Raw genomic sequence first — 16964 nt, forward strand, 5'->3', positions numbered from 1 at the left:
CTGCCGGAAACTCGCTGCAATAACAACCAAAAAGCATGCGGGGAACACGAGGTACAGGCTGGCCGCCGGGAGCGGACGGCCGCAGGCGATCATTCCCGCATTGCGACTTACGAGGAGGCAATCATGGGTTTCGACGTCAACAAGCTTGCCGAGCTGCGCCAGAAATACGGCGAAGGCCATGGCGGCGATCTGTTCGACCCGAAGTTTCGCCGTGTCGCCGACAAGATCTTCAACAAGGCGGGCACGCGGCTGGCGCCCTATTCGGGCGTGCCGACCTTCCTGACCGCACCCTATCTCCAGGTCGACAACGACAATCCCGATTTCGGCGACCTGCAGGTGGCGATGATCGGCGTGCCGATGGATCTCGGCGTCACCAACCGTCCGGGCTCGCGCTTCGGCCCGCGCGCCCTGCGCACCATCGAGCGTATCGGTCCCTACAACCATGTGCTCGACTGCGCCCCGGTGCAGGAGCTGCGTGTCGCCGACATCGGCGACGTGCCGTTCCGCAGCCGCTATCGCCTCGAGCTCAGCCATGAGGACATCGAGCGCCGCATCGGCCAGATCGTCGATGCCGGCGTGGTGCCGCTGTCGGTCGGCGGCGACCATTCGATCACCCATCCGATCCTCAAGGCGGTGGGCAAGAAGCGCCCGGTCGGCATGATCCACATCGATGCCCATTGCGACACCGGCGGCGCTTACGACCTGACCAAGTTCCACCATGGCGGCCCGTTCCGCAACGCGGTGCTCGACGGCGTGCTCGACCCCACCCGCGTCATCCAGATCGGCATCCGCGGTTCGGCCGAATATCTGTGGGAGTTCTCCTACGAGTCCGGCATGACCGTCATCCATGCCGAGGAGATCAGCGGCATGGGCATCCCGGCCGTCATCGAGAAGGCCAAGAAGATCGTCGGCGACGGCCCGACCTATCTCTCCTTCGACATCGACAGCCTGGACCCGGCCTTTGCGCCGGGCACCGGAACGCCCGAAGTGGGCGGGCTGACGACGCGCGAAGTGTTGGAGATCGTCCGCGGCCTCAAGGGCCTCAACCTTGTCGGCGGCGACGTCGTCGAGGTGGCGCCGCAATACGACTCGACCACCAACACCGCGCATGCCGGCGCCCAGGTGCTGTTCGAGATACTCAGCCTGATGCTGTTCAGCCCCTTCGTCACCGGCAAGGGTGCCTGACCACAGCAATTTCGATTGGCCGCTGTTCTGGAAGCGGCGGCCAGGTGCTATCGCGACACTTCAACAACCAGACATTCCGAGGGATTCACGACATGAACATCAAGACGACACTCAGATCGACTGCCGCCGCCTTGCTTGTCGCCGTAACCGCGGCCCTCGCCGCCCAGCCGGCCCATGCCGACGCGCTCGAGGACATCGCCAAGGCCGGCCAGATCAATGTCGGTGTCTTTGCCGATTTTCCGCCCTTCTCCTCGGCCAGCGCCGACATGAGCCTCAAGGGCTATGACATGGACGTGGCGCAGGCAATCGCCGACGCGCTGAAGGTCAAGCTCAATCCGGTGCCGGTGACCGGCCAGAACCGCATTCCCTACCTGACCGACAAGCGCGTCGACCTTTTGATGAGCGTCGGCTATTCCAAGGAGCGCGAGCAGGTCATCGACTTCGCAGCGGCCTACGCGCCCTACTACATCGCCGTGATCGGCCCTGCCGAGCTCAAGGTTGCCGGCAAGGACGACCTCGCCGAGAAGTCGATCGCCGTCAACCGCGGCACGCTCGAGGACACCTCGCTGACCGAGGCGGCACCCGCCGGCGCCGACATCAAGCGCTTCGACAATTACAACGCCGTCATCCAGGCCTTCATTTCCGGCCAGACCCAGCTGATGGTGGTCGGCAACGACGTCGGCGCCCAGGTGCTGGCGCGCCAGGAGGCGCTGAAGCCGGAGCAGAAGTTCCAGCTTCTCACCTCGCCGTCGCATATCGGTCTCAACAAGAGCGAGGAAGGCCTGAAGAAGGTCATCAACGACACGGTGGCTGCGATGCTCGCCGACGGCCGTCTCAACACCGCGTCGGAAGCCTGGCTCAAGACCCCGCTCAACCCCGAGAACCTCAAGGATTGATCGTGGGCTACAGCCTCGACTTCGGCTGGCTTGAAGGGGCCGTGGGCGCAATCGCCCGCGGCGCCGCCATGACGGTCTTCCTGATCGTGGTGACGACGATTGCCGGGACGCTGATCAGCGTGCTGGCGGCCGCCGGGCGGCGCAGCGGGCCGACATGGCTGAAGCGCGCCATCACGGTCTATGTCGAGGTGATCAGGAACACGCCGTTCCTGGTGCAATTGTTCTTCATCTTCTTCGGCCTGCCGGCGATCGGCATCCGGCTCGATCCGATCGTCGCCGCCATCCTGGCAATGACGCTGAACATGGCGGCCTACACCACAGAAATCGTCGGCGCCGGCCTCGACGCTGTGCCGAAAGGCCAGCGCGAAGCCGCCCTGGCTTTGGGCTTGCGGCCGCGCCAGGTCTTCGTAAAGATCGTCTTGCCGCAGGCGCTCAAGGTCATCTTCCCTGCGCTGACGAGCCAGATCGTGATCATGATGCTCGAGTCTTCGGTGGTGTCGCAGATCGCAGTCAGTGAACTCACCTACGAAGCCGACATGCTGCAGGCACGGACCTTCCGCCCCTTCGAGACCTACTTCGTCGTCGCGATGATCTATCTCGGCCTGTCGATCGCACTGCGCCGTTTCCTCGTCGGCATCGGCCGGCGCACGCTCTCGGCGGGTGTGTCATGATCGAGTTCACCTTCTGGGACATACTTCGCAACCTGCTCTTCGCCACCCGCTGGACCGTGCTGCTGTCGATCGTGGCCTTTGTCGGCGGCGGCATCGTCGGCGTCCTCATCCTGTTCCTGCGCATCTCCAAGGCCAGGTGGGCGCGCCGCTTCGCCAGCGGCTACATCGCGCTGTTCCAGGGCACGCCCTTGCTGATGCAGCTGTTTTTGATGTTCTTCGGCCTGCCGATGCTCGGATTCCGCATCGAGCCGTGGACGGCCGCCGTGCTCGGCCTGACCTTCTTTGCCAGCGCCTACCTCGCCGAGATCTGGCGCAGCGGCGTCGACGCCCTGCCGCGCGGCCAGTGGGATGCCGGTGCCAGCCTCGGCCTGCACTATGTCCAGGAGCTGCGCCTGGTGATCCTGCCGCAGGCCTTTGCCATCACCCGCGCCCCGGTCGTCGGCTTTCTGGTCCAGTTGATCAAGGCGACGGCGCTGACCTCGATCATCGGTTTCGAGGAACTGCTCAGGACCTCGAACGCCATCAACAACGCGACGTTCGAACCATTCACCGTCTACGGGCTAGTAGCGCTGATCTTCTTTGTGCTCTGCTACCCGCTGACCCAGTATACCCGTTCATTGGAGGCCCGCGCCGCAGCACGCTGAACGACACTCCATCATAACAATTGGGAACAGCCGGCACAAAGCCGGCAATAAATGAGGAGAATGAAGATGACCAAGATACTGAACCATCCGATCAGCCGCCGCGCCGTGCTCGGTGCCGGCGTCGCGTCGGCAAGCCTGCTTGCCATGCCCTCGGTCCTGCGCGCCCAGGACAAGTCGATCAAGATCGGCGTCTATGGCGGCTACTTCAAGAAGTCCTTCGACGAGCACATCTTCCCCGAATTCACCAAGGCGACCGGCATCGCCGTCGAGTCGATCGCCGAGCCGACCGGCGAGGCCTGGCTGGTGCAGCTCGAACAGGCGGCCAAAGCCGGCCAGGCGCCCGCCGACATTTCGATGATGTCGCAGACCTCGACGCTGAAGGGGCAGGCGACCGAACTGTGGACGCCGATCGATGCGGCCAAGATCAAGAACCACGGCAATCTGCTCGATCACTTCGTCAACAAATATCCAGACGGCCGCATCGCCGGCATCGGCGCCGTGGCGTGGTACATCACACTGGTGACCAACACGGATGTGTTCAAGGAGGCGCCGACCTCCTGGGCCGCCCTTTGGGATCCGGCAAACGCAGACAAGCTCGGGCTTCTGGCGCTGGCTTCCAACTCCTTCCTGCTCGAGGTCACGGCCTCCACCTTCATGGGCGGCACCAAGGCGCTCGACACCGAGGAAGGCATCCTCAAGGCGTTCGAGAAGCTTGCCGAGGTCAAGCCGAATGTCCGGCTGTGGTATCGCGACGAGGCGCAGTTCGAACAGGCGCTGAAGTCGGGCGAAATCCCGATGGGCCAGTATTACCACGACGTCACCGGCCTGGCCGCGGCTGACGGCCAGCCGGTGCGCTCGACGTTCCCCAAGGAAGGCGGCATCCAGGATTCCGGCAACTGGGTCATCTCGCGCGCCTCGACCAAGGTCGATGAAGCGCATGTCTTCATCGACCATATGAGCCAGCCGGCGGTGCAGGCGCTGATGTCGCGCAAGGTTGGCACCGCGCCGACGCTCAAGAAAGAGGTTCTCGACCTCAAGCCGGAAGAGTTCGCCGCCGTCTCGTCGGACATTCCGCCGATCATCCCGCGCTACGACCTCTACACCACCAAGGCCGACTGGATTAACCAGAAGTGGACCGAGCTGATCGTCGGCTGAGCGCCTTTCCCTTCTCCCCGTTCACGGGGAGAAGGTGGCCCATAGGGCCGGATGAGGGGCAGAGCCAGCGCGGCAAGGCTCGCACCGCCCCTCATCTGCCTGCCGGCATCTTCTCCCCGTGAACGGGGAGAAGAGACGCTTTCCGCAACGCCGCTCCAACGTTTTAAGGCCCCCTCATGTCCGGACTCGTGCTTAAGGACATCACCAAGTCATTCGGCAACTTCAAGGCCGTCGACACGGCCAACCTGTCGGTGCCGCATGGCAAGTTCGTCTGCCTGCTTGGCCCGTCCGGCTGCGGCAAGACCACGCTGCTGCGCATGATCGCCGGCCTCGAGGATCCGTCCAGCGGCGAGATCCTGCTCGACGGCACCGACATCACGCCGGTGCCGACGCACAAGCGCAATCTCGGCATGGTGTTCCAGTCGCTGGCGCTGTTTCCGCATTTGTCGGTCGGCGACAACATCGCCTATCCCTTGCGTATTCGCGGTGCCTCGCGCGACGAGCAGAAGAAGCGCTCGGACGAGCTGTTGAAGCTCATCCATCTGCCCGGCTTCGCCGACCGCCCAGTGGCCAAGCTGTCCGGCGGCCAGCGCCAGCGCGTCGCCATTGCGCGTGCGCTTGCGCTGTCGCCGAAGCTGTTCTTGCTCGATGAGCCGCTGTCGGCGCTCGACGCCAAGCTGCGCGAGGCGATGCAGGTCGAGCTGCGCCAGCTGCAGCAGCGGCTCGGCATCACCACCTTCGTCGTCACCCACGACCAGCGCGAGGCGATGACCATGGCCGACCTCGTGGTCGTCATGGGCAACGGGAAGATCCTGCAGGCGGCACCGCCGATCGAGATCTACCGCAAGCCGGCCGATGCCTTCGTCGCCGACTTCATCGGCATGACCAACCTGCTCGACGCGGAAGTTGACCGCGCCGGCCGCGTCTCGGTGCTCGGTCAGGCGATTCCTGGTTTGACGATGCCCGAAGGCCTCACAAAGGCGTCCGTGTCGATCCGCCCCGAGGACGTTCATCTCGGCCCGGTCGGTGGCGATACGATCGCCGGCACCGTCACCTTCGTGCGCGATCTCGGCGGCACCATCGAGACCTTTGTCGAGGCCGGCGGCAAGACAATCATCGCCGTTGCCACGCCGCGCGAGCGGCCTGACGTAGTGGCGGGCCAGCAGGTCGGCGTGACCTTGCCGGCCGAAGCCTGCGTGGTGCTCAAGTCATGAAACGCGAGGCGCCGAAATCGCTTGCCGATTACAGCCCGCTGTTCTTTCCCGGGCTGATGCTGATCGTCTTCTTCGTCGTGCCGTTCTCGACGATGATCGCCGTCAGCTTCTTCCAGCGCGATCCTTCGGGCTTCTACACGCCCGATTTCGTCTTCACCAACTATGCCCGCTTCCTCAGCCTGTTCTTCGCCAAGGTGCTGGGCTTCTCGCTGATGCTGGCGGTGATGGTGGCGATCTGCTGCGTCGTCATCGCCTTCCCCTTCACCTTTCTTCTGACCAGGCGGCCGCGCAAGGTCCAGACGGTCTGGCTCGTCTGCCTGCTGTCGGTGCTGTCGCTGTCGGAGGTCATCATCGGCTTTGCGTGGTCGACGCTGTTTTCGCGCACTGCCGGCATCACCAATCTGTTCGTCGCCATCGGCCTGATGAAGGAGCCGGTGGCGCTGCTGCCAAGCTTCTGGGCGGTGCTGACCGGCATGGTCTACCAGGCGCTGCCTTACACCATCCTGGTGCTCTATCCCGCCCTCGTAAGGCTCGACCCGACCTTGCTTGAAGCCGCGCGCACGCTCGGCGCCTCGCCGGTCAGGGCATTCATGAACGTCGTCGTGCCAGCGCTGCGCAACACCATCGTCGCCACGCTGATCATGGTTTTCGTCTTCGCGCTCGGCTCGTACCTCCTGCCGCAGATCCTTGGCCGGCCGTCGCACTGGACGCTGTCGGTGCTGATCACCGACCAGGCCATTTACCAGTCCAACATGCCCTTTGCCGCTGCAATGGCGGTGTTCCTGGTGCTGATGTCGCTGGCGCTGGTGGGGCTGACGCTGCTCGTCGGACGCAGGGAGAACGCGCTGTGAGACAGACATTCCTTCGCCGGCTGTATTTCGTCGCCATTGCCCTGTTCCTGGCAGCGCCGCTGATCGTCGTCGCCGGCGTCTCGGTCAACGAGAAGCAGGACCTGGCCTTCCCGCCGAAAGGTTTTTCGCTGGCCTGGTACGCGCAGATCTTCGCCGATCCGGAGTGGCGCAAGGCACTGATCGCCTCGCTGTCGCTGGCGGTGACCGCAGCCGCCCTCGCGGTCGCCATCGCCTTGCCGCTGGCCTGGTTCCTGTGGCGGCGCATCGCGCCATGGGCCAACGTGTTCCAGATCCTGGGGCTCGCCCCCTTTATCCTGCCGCCGGTCATCACTGCGCTTGGCATGCTGACCTTCTGGGCGACGACGGGCTTCTACGGCCAGCCCTGGACGGCGGTCATCAGCCACGCGATCTTCTTCGTCACGCTGCCGCTGGTGACGCTGTCGCTCGGCTTCGCCTCCATCGACCGCTCGCTGGTCGAGGCGGCGGCGACGATGGGCGCCGACGACCGCACCGTGCTGAAGACGGTGGTGCTGCCGCTGATCCGGCCCTACCTCGTCTCGGGCTATGCCTTCGCCTTCGTGCTGTCGCTCAACGAATACATCGTCGCCTACATGACCATCGGCTTCACGCTCGAAACCCTGCCGATCAAGATATTCAACGCCCTGCGCTACGGCTACACGCCGACCATGGCGTCGGTGTCGGTGTTCTTCGTCGCGGTGGCGGCGCTGGTGTTCGGCCTGATCGCCAAGTTCGGCGACATCAGGCGGCTCTTGGGCGCGATGTCGTCGGAGACCTGACGGGCATTCAACGGTCGGGCGGCACCCTTTCGAAGGGTGTCGCCTGAGTGACAATTGCCAGTCGCCTGGTTGTCGCGCCAGGCGGCTGCCGCTCCTAGCATCGCTTACATGCCGACCAGACACCCGGCGGCCATGCGGGAGCGAAGCGCCATGTGCGGATTTGTGTGCCTCTGGAACCTCGACGACGAGGCGCTGGCGTCGCGGATGATCCGCAAGATGGAGCACCGCGGGCCCGACGCGCTGGAGGTGGTGCGACCCAGGAATATCCCTGTCGTGATGGCGCATGCCCGGCTTGCCATCATCGGTCCCGAAAACGGTGCCCAGCCGATCTACCAGGGCGACAACATCCTGGTCGTCAACGGCGAGATCTACAATCACACCGACCTCAGGGCGATCCTCGGCGAGAGCGCCTTCCAGACCCGCAGCGACAGCGAGACGGTGCTGCATCTTTTCCGTAGGAACGCGCTGCGCTGGGTGTCGCGGCTCGACGGCATGTTCGCCTTCGTGCTGGCGACGCCGGATCGCATCGTCGCCGCCCGCGACCCGCTCGGCATCAAGCCGCTTTATGTCGCCCATATCGGCGAAGGGCTTGCCTTCGCCTCAGAGCTCAAGGCCTTCGATGGTGTCGATGTCGCCAGGATCGAGGCGCTCGAACCCGGCGCCATGTTCGACAGCCAGGGCGGCATGCGGCGCTGGTATCGCATGCCGCACGGCGCGGCGGATGCCGAACCCGGAATCAGCGAGGAACTGACCTGGCGCGAGCTGCGGCTGGTGCTGGAAGAAGCGGTGGCCAAGTGGATGGTGGCGGACGTCGAGGTCGGTTCGTTCCTGTCGGGCGGGCTGGACAGCTCGATCATCGCGGCGATCGCCGCCCGGCAGTTGCCGAAACGGCTGAAGACGTTTTCCGTCGGCCTGGCCGGCAGCCCCGATCTCATCGCCGCGCGCCGCGTCGCCGACCACCTCGGCACCGAGCATTTCGAGCATGCGTTTACGCCGGAACAGGTCGCGGCTGTGCTGCCGCATGTCATCTACCATCTCGAAAGCGCCGACATCGATCTGGTGCGCTCGGCGGTGCCGACCCATTTCGCCGCCCGGCTGGCGCGGCGCCATGTCAAGGCGGTGCTGACCGGCGAGGGCGCCGACGAGCTGTTTGCCGGCTACACCTACCACCACGCCTATGTCGACCGGCCGCGCGAGCTGGCCGACGAGCTGACGCGGTCGCTGGGCACCATGCACAACATCAACCTCCAGCGCGTCGATCGCGTCACCATGGCCGAGAGCCTGGAGGCGCGCACGCCCTTCCTCGACCGCGAGCTGATCGACTTCGCCCAGAGCATTCCGGCGACGCTGAAGCTGAGGCGCACCGACCCGGCCTCGCCAGAGAGCACAGGGCCGACGACGGAAAAATGGATCCTGCGCAAGGCCTGCGCCGATCTGCTGCCGCATGACCTGGTCTGGCGCAAGAAGGCGCAGTTCGATGAAGGCTCCGGCGCAGTGGCGGCGCTGGGCGAGGCGTTGCAGGCGATGACCGGCGCGGCCGGGCCGCTAGACCGCGCCGCCGAGGGCGCGGTCTATGAAAGCCTGCTGCGGCAAAGCTATGTCGATCCCGACCGCATCATGATGGCGGCGGGCAAGTGGGAATCGAACCGCGTCGCGATGGCGGTGGCCTAGCCGGCAGGCGCGGCGCCTGCCGGATCACTCGTCCGTCAGATTACCTGCTTGTCCATCAGGCCGAGTTTCTCGCGCCTGAGCCAGCGCCACAACAGCAGCACCGAAACCACGGCGAGGCCGGAGAAAAGGCCGATCCAGATGCCGCGGCCCTCGAAGCCGAAATGGAAAGCAAGGACGATGCCAAGCGGCAGGCCCACGCCCCAATAGCCGATGGCGGCGAGGATCATCGGCACCGTCGTGTCCTGCAGCCCGCGCAACTGGCCCGCCGACACCGCCTGGGCGCCGTCGACCACCTGGAACAGCGCCGCGAACACCAGGAAGCTGACCGCCAGGCCGATGACCTGGGCGTTGGCCGGGTCACTGATGTCGATGAAGGCCGAAATCAGCAGGTGCGGCCAGAACACCATCACCATCGCCATCAACGCCATGAAGCCGACGCCGAGCACATAGGCCGTCCAGCCGGCACGGGTGATGCCGTCATGGTCCCTGGCGCCGAAGGCCAGCCCGACGCGCACGGTGACGGCCTGGCCGAGCCCGAGCGGGATCATGAAGGTCACCGCACAGATCTGGATGGCGATGGCGTGCGCCGCGAGCGAAGCCGAGTTGATCAGCCCCATCAGGAAGGCGGCGGCATTGAAGATGGTGACCTCGAAGGCGAGGATGCCGGAGATCGGCGCGCCGAGCTTGAGCAAGGCCATGAAACGCGGCCAGTCGGCCCGCCAGAAGCGCCCGAACAGCCGGTAGCGGCGGAATTTCTTCTCGGTCATCACCACCACGGCCATGCCGACGAACATCATGGCACTGGCAATGCTGGTGGCAAGACCGGAGCCGGCGATGCCCATCTCGGGGAAGCCCCATTTGCCGAACACCAGCAGCCAGTTGCCGAGCGCGTTGGCTGCGACCGCCACCGCCATGATGACCAGCGCCCAGCCGGGACGCTCGAGCGCCGAGATGAACGAGCGCAGGACGATGTAGCCGAAGAACGGCAGCGCCGCCCATTGCAGGTGGTGGACATAGATGCCGGCCTGTTCGGCGAGCTTGGGGTCCTGGCCCATGACGAGCAGGATCGCCTCGGTGTACCACAGCAGGGCCCAGATGGGGATCGAGATCAGGACCGCCAGCCACAGGCCCTGGCGAACGGTGCGGCGGACATCGCGCACCGAATGGGCCTTGCGGCCGAGTTCGGCCGCCATCATCGGCGATGTCGCGTACATCAGGCCGAGCCCGAAGATCAGCGGCGCGAAATAGAGGTTCGAGCCGAGCGCGCCAGCGGCAAGCGCATCAGGCCCCAGCCGGCCGAGCATCATCACGTCGGTGGCGGTCATGGCGGTTTGCGCCAGGTTGGTGAGGATCATCGGCCAGGCCAGCGCCAGCATTGCGCGGAGCTCGCCACGCCAAGGACTGGCCGGTGATTGCGCGCCGGTTTCGATCGCAGACATGTTTTCCGTCTTTCGTGCCGATATCGCGAGAAATGCCGCAGATATCGTGCGATTCGGCCTCAAAACACCCGATTTTGCCTCGCCGTGGTCCGCTTTTGAAGCAAACCGCCCGGTGTGGCAAGCCGTCAGGGCGGCCAAGCATTGAGCCAGCAGGACGTCGAGTGGCGGCGCACGGCGCTGCCGTTCAGCCGCCGAAGTCGGCGATTTCGGGCAGGATCCACTCGCGGAAGGCGCGGATCTTGGGCACGTTGCGGCGCGCTTCGGGATAGACCAGCCAGTAGGCATGGCCGTCGTCGCCGACGATGTCGAAGGGCTGGATGAGCCGGCCCTCGGCGATTTCGTTGGTGAAGAATTTCTGCGTCAGGATCGCAACGCCCTGGCCGGCCATCGCCGCGTTCGCCTCATAGGCCTGCGAGCCCATCGAGGTGTCGGGTCGCCCTTCGAGACTGTCGATCGGCACGTTCGCCAGTTCGAACCAGCGCTTCCACCAGACATCCGTCGGATCGAGGATGCGGAGCTTGAGCAGGTCGGCCGGCTCCTTCACCCCGCCGATGCTGTCGGCGAGGCGTGGGCTGAGCATCGGCGTGTACTGGGCGCGGAAAAGCAGGTGGGCGACAAGGCCCGGCCATGCGCCGTCTCCCGAGCGGATGCCGATGTCGACCTCCTCGCGCGCGAAATCGACCATATGGCTGGAGGTGTCGAGCCGCACGGCAATGGCGGGGTGGCGCATCTGGAACGAGCCGATATGCCGCGCCAGCCAGTTGGAGGCGAAGGTCAGCACGGTGGAGATGCACAATGTGCCGCCCGATCCGGCGCGCGCCGCGGCATAGGCTTCGCCCAGTATGTCGAAGGCGTCGCTGACGGCCGGCGCAAGGCGGCTGCCGGTTTCGGTCAGCACCACCTGCCTGGGTTTCCTCAGGAACAGCGGCGTGCCGACCCGCTCCTCCAGCAGCTTGATCTGGTAGCTCACCGCCGCCTGGGTCATGCCGAGTTCGGCCGCGGCCTTGGTGAAGCTGCCATGGCGCGCGGCAGCCTCGAAGACCCGTAGCGCCGTCAGCGGCGGCAGTTGCAGGCTCATGCCCAGGGCATCCTATGCATAAGGGCTCTTAATGGGTCGTGATCGACGTTCGATTGGAAATGCCAATCATTACAAACCAATATGTAGGCCAACGCATCAGCAATCTTCAAGCATCTCATAAGGATGACGATCATGGCCACGCTACAGGCAAGTCTTGTCCATTGCGAGCAGATCAGCTGGACGGCAAGGCTGGCTGCCGCCTTCGGCGTGCGTTCCCGGCGCCGTGTCCTCGATGCCAGGGACCTTTCCGACCACCTCAAGCGCGACGTCGGCTTTCTCGACGGCAACAACCCCTGCGGCCGGCGCCTCTGAAGCCCGGACGCATGCGCATGTGTCCTCGAAGGTCATATGAACGGTTCATTTCCGCCGCCAAAGCTCCTATGAGCAAGGGGGTGAACGAGGACCGGTCAGATGACACCGAAGGCAGTGTACTGGGATATGGACGGCACGCTGATCGACAGCGAGCCGCTGCATGAGCAATCGCTGGTCGCCGCACTGCGCAGCGCCGGCGTCGAGCCGCCGGTCGACCTGCACGCTCGTGTCGTCGGTCAGGCGGCGCGGCCGGTCTATGAGGTGCTGCGCGAGCAGTTCGGCCTCGGCCTCGAATTCGACGACTGGATCAACCTGAAATACGCCCACTATATGGGGCACGCGCCGGGCCTCCTGCCGCGCGAGGGCGCGATGGAGATTTTCCGCGATCTCAAGGCCAGGGGCGTGACCCAGGCGATCGTCTCGAATTCCGACCGTATGGTGGTCGACGTCAACCTGCGGGCCGTCGGCCTTCACGAGCCGGTGATGAAGACCATCAGCCGCAATGACGTGCGCAACGGCAAGCCCGATCCCGAGCCCTATCTGCGCGCCGCCTGGCTGACCGGCATCGACCCGGCAGATACCGCGGTGATGGAAGACAGCGTCACCGGCGCCATCGCCGGCGTCGCCGCCGGCATGCGCACCATCTTCTGGCCGCAGGACAGGATCGACGGCCCGCCCGGCGCGCTGGTGGCGCACAGCGCCGAGGAAGTGCGGGCGCTGCTCGGGTTGGGGTGACTGGCTTTCGAACCTGCCTGGGGCGGTTGTCTTGGTGGAGATGTCACGGCATGGGTCCCCGGGTCTGCGCAGTTCGCTTCGCTCCTGCTCCGCCCGAGGATGACGAAGGGAGGGAGCCCCTCGCACATCGTGAACGTCGCTCCCGAAAATACGAGAACTGTCAGCCAACGAACCCGTCAGCCGTTGAACCGTCCGCGCATGCACGACCGTTCGCGATTGGCGGTGACGCCACCCAAACTCGTCATCCTCGGGCGGAGCAGGAGCGAAGCGACTGCGTAGACCCGGGGATCCATGCCGTTACGTTGCAGATGATGCGCACTACGCGAGGCCGCCCGCCTTTCAGTTCCGGTAGACCGGTTCCTGCTCGTCGAGGATGGCCTTGAGCTCGGCGAGGTGGCGTTCGGCCTGGCCGGGGTAGTCTTCCTGTTCCAGCGCCGCCTTTTCGGCGATCTCGTCGGACAGCGTCCGCAGCGGCCGGCCGGTCCACAAGGCCTTGATGTAGGTCTCGCAGGCGCGCTCGAAATAATAGAGCCGGTTGAAGGTGTCGGCGACGCTGTCGCCGATGACCAGCCCGCCGTGATTGCCCATGATCATCACCTTGACCTTGGGGTCGGCGAGCAGGCTGGAACAGCGCTCGCCCTCCTCTTCGAAGGCGAGCCCGCCATAGTGCCCGTCGACGACATGGCGGCGGAAGAAGATCGCCGTGTTCTGGTCGATCGGCGGCAGGGTGGAATCGGCGAGCGAGGCGAGCACGGTGGCGTGGATCGAATGCACATGCATGACGCAGCGCGCGTGCGCACAGTTGCGGTGGACGGCGCCATGCAGGCCCCAGGCGGTCGGGTCCGGCGCGTTCGGCCCGGTCATGGTCTCGGGGTCGTTGGCGTCGATCAGAAGCAGGTCGCTCGCCTTGATGCGTGAGAAATGAACCTGGTTGGGGTTCATCAGGAACTTTGAGCCATCGTCGTTGACGGCGAGAGAGAAGTGGTTGGCCACCGCCTCGTGCATGTTGAGCCTGGCCGTCCAGCGGAAGGCGCAGGCAAGGTCGACGCGCTCCTCGTAGAACGGCAGGTTGGTCTGCTTGAGCTGGGTGACGGCCATCTCTTCCTCCCTCGCTGGCTGGAGGAAGAATGCCGTGTCATGACCAGTGCGGCAACCGCCGCTCAGGCCGATTTATGCTTGGTCCAGCCCAAGCCCGCCATTGTCGACGATGAAGTCGATGACTGCCTCCAGCCCCTTGCCGCGCGAGAGGTCGGTGAAGCCGAACGGGCGCTTGCCGCGCTGGCGGACGGCGTCACCTTCCATCACCTCGAGATTGACGTTCACATAAGGAGCGAGGTCGCTCTTGTTAATGACCAGGAAATCGGAGCGGGTGATGCCGGGGCCGCCCTTGCGCGGGATCTCCTCGCCCTGGCAGACCGAAATGACGTAGAGCGTGATGTCGGCGAGGTCGGGCGAGAAGGTCGCGGCCAGATTGTCGCCGCCCGATTCGATGAAGACGATGTCGAGGTCGGGGAACTTTCGGTTCATCTCGGCGATGGCCTGGAGATTGATCGAGGCATCTTCGCGGATGGCGGTGTGCGGGCAGCCGCCGGTCTCCACGCCCATGATGCGCTCTTCCGGCAGCGCCTGCAGGCGCGCCAGCATCAGCGCGTCTTCCTTGGTGTAGATGTCGTTGGTGACCACCGCGATGGAGAATTCGTCGCGCAGGGCCTTGCACAGTTTTTCGGTCAGCGTCGTCTTGCCCGAGCCGACGGGGCCGCCGATGCCGATGCGAAGCGGGCCGTTTTTCGAGGTCATGGCTGGAATCCCTTGATGGCGAGGAAGGCGAAGCCTGCGCCGATGAACAGGCACAGCGGCGAATAATACAGCCGGTCGAGCCGGGCGAAGGGCATTTCCGGCGTCAGTCGACGCCATGCCGGGGTGAAGCCGGCGATGCCGCGGCCGAGAAAGACCAGCGCGATCATCAGCGCCGAGGCAGCCAGGCCTTCCCTTGGAAAGGGCGTGGCGAACACGCCGACCAGCGCCAGCGGCCACAGCGTCGCCAGCAGCAGGCAGGCGGCAACCGTAAAGCAGGCGAAGGGCGTGGGCATGGCGTCGATGCCGCGGAAGCCGGCGATGGCCCGGGCGCAGGAGGCCTGGTCGGTGCCGGGCCAGACGCCGCCGAGGCCCCAATAGACGTGCAGCGAGGTGAGCAGGTAGAGCACCGCGGCGAGCGCGAAGGCGACGTTTGTCATGAGCGGAAAAGCCTTGAGTGCTGGGTTTCGTGGCGCATGGCCACGATGTCGGAGGCGATGGCGGCCGAGCCGAGGTCGTCGAGGCTCGAGCGCGCGGCACGGGAAGCGACCGTCAGGGCCGTCGGTTCGAACCCGGCAATGATGCCCGTCGCTGCGACCTGGCCGACGACGCCGAGGCGGATCGCCGCCTGGACGAGATTGGTCGAAAACGCCTGCAACCAGGCCGCAAGCCCATCCTCGAGGGCAACGCCATGGGCCCCTGCAACCGCGCCTACGGCAACGCAATAGGCGCACTCTGCCGGCAGTCTTTCGAGCACCGGATGCGGCCAGGCCGAGGCGGCGGCGAGGAAGGCCTGTCCCTGCAGCATCGTTTCCATGTGTCGTTCGCGCGACCCGGCCAGCGCTTCGGCGAGTTCGGCAATTTCGACAAGGTTTCCGTCGGTGCCGGCGCGGCGCCAGCTTTCCGCGAATAGCACCGTGTCGTTCCAGCCGGAGCCGAGTTCGGCGAGCGCGGTCAGCCATACGGCCAGGTCGTCGCGGCTGGCAACAAGCCCGTCATTCACGGCGCGTTCGAGGCCATGGCTGTAGGAGAAGCCGCCGACCGGGAATGCCGGCGACAGCCACGCCATCAGCCGCAGCAGCGCGGCACCCTTGGCGGGCTCAGTCATGATGGTGATGGTGGCGGCCGCCATGATGATCGTGATGGTCGCCGTGATCGTGGTGGTGATCCCCGTGGTCGTGTGAATGACCGTGGGCATGGCCGTGTCCGTGATCGTGGCCCTGGCCGGAATAGGCGCCGCGCACCGTCTCGAACGGCTCCAGGACATCGCTGACCCTGGCACCCAGGCCTTCGAGCATCGCCTTGATGACGTGGTCGCGCAGGATCAGGATGCGGTCGGCCTCGATCGCCGCCGCGAGGTGGCGGTTGCCGATATGCCACGCGAGCTGCGTCAGGTGCACCGCATCGCGGGCGCGGATTTCGTAGAGCTCTTCTTGGGCGGCGAAGATCTCGGCGTGGCGCCCGTCGTCGAGCACCAGCACATCGCCGGTTTCGAGCACCACTGGCTCGGGCAGGTCGACCAGCACGCGGTCGCCATGGACCAGTTCGATGGCGCGGCGGCGGATGTGGCGTTCGTCATGGGCAAGCACGGCAAGGTCGAAAGGCAGCGGGCGCTGCGCATCGGCACGGATGGTCTCGGCGCGAATGAAACGGGAGGCGCGCAGCATTGAAGCTCTGTTCCTTTCACATGAAGTCGAGGTTTTGACGCTTCGGGCGATGGTGTCGAACAGGCGCCGGAACCGCAATATCTGATGGACTACAGTAGCCGTGATGACGACGCTATGGAATCTCCCGCTGCGGCTGGCGACGGCGACAAAGTGCCTCCATCCGAAATGCGCCAATTGTCCAACCAAGCGTGGCTTTCGCCATGAAAAAACCCCGGCGCGCGGGTGCGGCCGGGGTTCGATCTTGGCAAAAGCGCTGGAGCTTACGCGGCTTCGGCGATGTCGTCGTTCTTCAGAGCTTCAAGAATGTTCTGCGGCGAGGAAACGCCGTAGGGATCGCTGTCGCAATTGTCGGAGAAGCCTTCTTCCTCGAACCACTTCTCGATGCGGCCGTTGTTGATGACGGCGGCATAGCGCCACGAGCGCATGCCGAAGCCGACATTATCCTTGGCAACCAGCATGCCCATCTTGCGGGTGAATTCGCCCGAGCCGTCCGGGATCAGCTTCACCTTGTCGAGGTTCTGCGACTTGCCCCAAGCGTTCATGACGAAGGCGTCGTTGACCGACACGCAGTAGATCTCGTCGACGCCCTGGGCCTTGAATTCGCCGAACAGCTTCTCGAAGTCGGGCAGCTGGTAGGTCGAGCAGGTCGGGGTGAAGGCGCCCGGCAGCGAGAACAGCACGACGCGCTTGCCGTCGAAATAGTCGGCCGAGGTCTTGTCTTCCCAGCGGAAGGGATTGGGGCCGCCGACGGCCTCGTCGCGCACGCGGGTGCGGAAGGTGACGGAAGGAACTTTCTTCCCGAACATGTATGTCTCCATTTCCAAGATGGCAGGAGCCCCCCGATCTTGGGGCTCG

At 65.1% G+C, this 16964-nt stretch carries 19 protein-coding genes; 11 read left to right on the forward strand and 8 right to left on the reverse strand.

Annotated features, from left to right (window positions below; all coding sequences use genetic code 11):
• The first annotated feature begins 123 nt into the window (after positions 1 to 123).
• The 9 genes from speB (at position 124) to asnB (ending at position 9084) form a co-directional block, all read left to right on the forward strand.
• The gene (gene speB, locus ASC75_RS23000) at positions 124 to 1185 is read left to right on the forward strand and encodes an agmatinase (protein ID WP_055981107.1); all 1062 of its coding nucleotides are present in this window, start codon (positions 124 to 126) and stop codon (positions 1183 to 1185) included.
• Between the two features lie 92 nt (positions 1186 to 1277).
• Positions 1278 to 2081 (forward strand): transporter substrate-binding domain-containing protein, encoded by an 804-nt coding sequence (locus ASC75_RS23005; RefSeq protein ID WP_055981110.1) that lies wholly within the window; start codon positions 1278 to 1280, stop codon positions 2079 to 2081.
• Positions 2082 to 2083: 2 nt separating this feature from the next.
• Positions 2084 to 2752, forward strand: a complete 669-nt coding sequence (locus tag ASC75_RS23010; protein ID WP_055981113.1) for an amino acid ABC transporter permease — start codon at positions 2084 to 2086, stop codon at positions 2750 to 2752.
• The gene (locus ASC75_RS23015) at positions 2749 to 3396 is read left to right on the forward strand and encodes an amino acid ABC transporter permease (RefSeq protein WP_055981115.1); all 648 of its coding nucleotides are present in this window, start codon (positions 2749 to 2751) and stop codon (positions 3394 to 3396) included. Before ASC75_RS23010 ends, ASC75_RS23015 begins: the two co-directional genes overlap by 4 nt.
• Before the next feature lie 75 nt (positions 3397 to 3471).
• Positions 3472 to 4551 carry an ABC transporter substrate-binding protein gene (locus tag ASC75_RS23020; RefSeq protein WP_156381378.1) on the forward strand — a complete coding sequence of 360 codons (1080 nt, stop codon included), beginning with the start codon at positions 3472 to 3474 and terminating at the stop codon, positions 4549 to 4551.
• A 176-nt stretch (positions 4552 to 4727) separates the two neighbouring features.
• Complete coding sequence (locus tag ASC75_RS23025; RefSeq protein WP_055981124.1) at positions 4728 to 5765, forward strand: ABC transporter ATP-binding protein; 1038 nt, start codon at positions 4728 to 4730, stop codon at positions 5763 to 5765.
• On the forward strand, positions 5762 to 6616 hold the full coding sequence (locus tag ASC75_RS23030) for an ABC transporter permease (RefSeq protein ID WP_055981127.1): 855 nt from the start codon (positions 5762 to 5764) through the stop codon (positions 6614 to 6616). The genes ASC75_RS23025 and ASC75_RS23030 overlap by 4 nt, the downstream gene beginning before the upstream one ends.
• Positions 6613 to 7413, forward strand: a complete 801-nt coding sequence (locus ASC75_RS23035) for an ABC transporter permease (protein ID WP_055981130.1) — start codon at positions 6613 to 6615, stop codon at positions 7411 to 7413. Before ASC75_RS23030 ends, ASC75_RS23035 begins: the two co-directional genes overlap by 4 nt.
• A gap of 150 nt (positions 7414 to 7563) precedes the next feature.
• A complete protein-coding gene (asnB, locus tag ASC75_RS23040; protein ID WP_082496725.1) occupies positions 7564 to 9084 on the forward strand; it encodes an asparagine synthase (glutamine-hydrolyzing) in 1521 nt (506 codons plus the stop codon).
• 35 nt (positions 9085 to 9119) lie between these two features.
• Here asnB and ASC75_RS23045 read toward each other — a convergent pair whose 3' ends face one another.
• Both ASC75_RS23045 and gcvA read right to left on the reverse strand, forming a co-directional pair.
• Positions 9120 to 10523 carry an MATE family efflux transporter gene (locus ASC75_RS23045; protein WP_055981133.1) on the reverse strand — a complete coding sequence of 468 codons (1404 nt, stop codon included), beginning with the start codon at positions 10521 to 10523 and terminating at the stop codon, positions 9120 to 9122.
• A gap of 184 nt (positions 10524 to 10707) precedes the next feature.
• A complete protein-coding gene (gene gcvA / locus ASC75_RS23050) occupies positions 10708 to 11601 on the reverse strand; it encodes a transcriptional regulator GcvA (RefSeq protein WP_055981136.1) in 894 nt (297 codons plus the stop codon).
• Positions 11602 to 11733: 132 nt separating this feature from the next.
• Here gcvA and ASC75_RS23055 point away from each other — a divergent pair, with 132 nt between their 5' ends.
• Together ASC75_RS23055 and ASC75_RS23060 are read left to right on the forward strand one after the other, a co-directional pair.
• Entirely contained in the window at positions 11734 to 11913 is a 180-nt protein-coding gene (locus tag ASC75_RS23055; protein ID WP_244487921.1) for a hypothetical protein, read from the forward strand.
• A gap of 99 nt (positions 11914 to 12012) precedes the next feature.
• On the forward strand, positions 12013 to 12648 hold the full coding sequence (locus ASC75_RS23060) for an HAD family phosphatase (RefSeq protein WP_055981141.1): 636 nt from the start codon (positions 12013 to 12015) through the stop codon (positions 12646 to 12648).
• A 339-nt stretch (positions 12649 to 12987) separates the two neighbouring features.
• Here ASC75_RS23060 and ASC75_RS23065 read toward each other — a convergent pair whose 3' ends face one another.
• The 6 genes from ASC75_RS23065 to ASC75_RS23090 form a co-directional block, all read right to left on the reverse strand.
• Complete coding sequence (locus ASC75_RS23065) at positions 12988 to 13746, reverse strand: class II aldolase and adducin N-terminal domain-containing protein (RefSeq protein ID WP_055981144.1); 759 nt, start codon at positions 13744 to 13746, stop codon at positions 12988 to 12990.
• A 72-nt stretch (positions 13747 to 13818) separates the two neighbouring features.
• Positions 13819 to 14445, reverse strand: coding sequence for an urease accessory protein UreG (gene ureG, locus ASC75_RS23070; RefSeq protein ID WP_055981147.1), 627 nt, complete (start codon positions 14443 to 14445; stop codon positions 13819 to 13821).
• Positions 14442 to 14882: a DUF3995 domain-containing protein gene (locus ASC75_RS23075; protein WP_055981150.1), complete on the reverse strand. Its 441-nt coding sequence runs from the start codon at positions 14880 to 14882 to the stop codon at positions 14442 to 14444. The genes ureG and ASC75_RS23075 overlap by 4 nt, the downstream gene beginning before the upstream one ends.
• Entirely contained in the window at positions 14879 to 15574 is a 696-nt protein-coding gene (locus ASC75_RS23080; protein ID WP_184117417.1) for an urease accessory protein UreF, read from the reverse strand. The genes ASC75_RS23075 and ASC75_RS23080 overlap by 4 nt, the downstream gene beginning before the upstream one ends.
• A complete protein-coding gene (locus ASC75_RS23085; protein ID WP_055981153.1) occupies positions 15543 to 16109 on the reverse strand; it encodes an urease accessory protein UreE in 567 nt (188 codons plus the stop codon). Before ASC75_RS23085 ends, ASC75_RS23080 begins: the two co-directional genes overlap by 32 nt.
• Before the next feature lie 260 nt (positions 16110 to 16369).
• Positions 16370 to 16915 carry a peroxiredoxin gene (locus ASC75_RS23090; RefSeq protein WP_055981674.1) on the reverse strand — a complete coding sequence of 182 codons (546 nt, stop codon included), beginning with the start codon at positions 16913 to 16915 and terminating at the stop codon, positions 16370 to 16372.
• Positions 16916 to 16964 lie beyond the last annotated feature (49 nt).

Origin of the sequence: Aminobacter sp. DSM 101952 (assembly GCF_001424795.1) — a bacterium.
GTDB lineage: Bacteria > Pseudomonadota > Alphaproteobacteria > Rhizobiales > Rhizobiaceae > Aminobacter > Aminobacter aganoensis.

What these genes read in the sequence shown, in the direction of transcription:
- ASC75_RS23085 (WP_055981153.1), bottom strand. Translation starts at nt 16,109, where the DNA reads ATGCTGCGCGCCTCCCGTTTCATTCGCGCCGAGACCATCCGTGCCGAT.
- ASC75_RS23005 (WP_055981110.1), top strand. Translation starts at nt 1,278, where the DNA reads ATGAACATCAAGACGACACTCAGATCGACTGCCGCCGCCTTGCTTGTC.
- ASC75_RS23065 (WP_055981144.1), bottom strand. Translation starts at nt 13,746, where the DNA reads ATGGCCGTCACCCAGCTCAAGCAGACCAACCTGCCGTTCTACGAGGAG.
- asnB (WP_082496725.1), top strand. Translation starts at nt 7,564, where the DNA reads ATGTGCGGATTTGTGTGCCTCTGGAACCTCGACGACGAGGCGCTGGCG.
- ASC75_RS23045 (WP_055981133.1), bottom strand. Translation starts at nt 10,523, where the DNA reads ATGTCTGCGATCGAAACCGGCGCGCAATCACCGGCCAGTCCTTGGCGT.
- ASC75_RS23015 (WP_055981115.1), top strand. Translation starts at nt 2,749, where the DNA reads ATGATCGAGTTCACCTTCTGGGACATACTTCGCAACCTGCTCTTCGCC.
- ASC75_RS23080 (WP_184117417.1), bottom strand. Translation starts at nt 15,574, where the DNA reads ATGGCGGCCGCCACCATCACCATCATGACTGAGCCCGCCAAGGGTGCC.
- ASC75_RS23055 (WP_244487921.1), top strand. Translation starts at nt 11,734, where the DNA reads ATGGCCACGCTACAGGCAAGTCTTGTCCATTGCGAGCAGATCAGCTGG.
- ASC75_RS23025 (WP_055981124.1), top strand. Translation starts at nt 4,728, where the DNA reads ATGTCCGGACTCGTGCTTAAGGACATCACCAAGTCATTCGGCAACTTC.
- speB (WP_055981107.1), top strand. Translation starts at nt 124, where the DNA reads ATGGGTTTCGACGTCAACAAGCTTGCCGAGCTGCGCCAGAAATACGGC.
- ASC75_RS23075 (WP_055981150.1), bottom strand. Translation starts at nt 14,882, where the DNA reads ATGACAAACGTCGCCTTCGCGCTCGCCGCGGTGCTCTACCTGCTCACC.
- ASC75_RS23090 (WP_055981674.1), bottom strand. Translation starts at nt 16,915, where the DNA reads ATGTTCGGGAAGAAAGTTCCTTCCGTCACCTTCCGCACCCGCGTGCGC.
- gcvA (WP_055981136.1), bottom strand. Translation starts at nt 11,601, where the DNA reads ATGAGCCTGCAACTGCCGCCGCTGACGGCGCTACGGGTCTTCGAGGCT.
- ureG (WP_055981147.1), bottom strand. Translation starts at nt 14,445, where the DNA reads ATGACCTCGAAAAACGGCCCGCTTCGCATCGGCATCGGCGGCCCCGTC.
- ASC75_RS23030 (WP_055981127.1), top strand. Translation starts at nt 5,762, where the DNA reads ATGAAACGCGAGGCGCCGAAATCGCTTGCCGATTACAGCCCGCTGTTC.
- ASC75_RS23060 (WP_055981141.1), top strand. Translation starts at nt 12,013, where the DNA reads ATGACACCGAAGGCAGTGTACTGGGATATGGACGGCACGCTGATCGAC.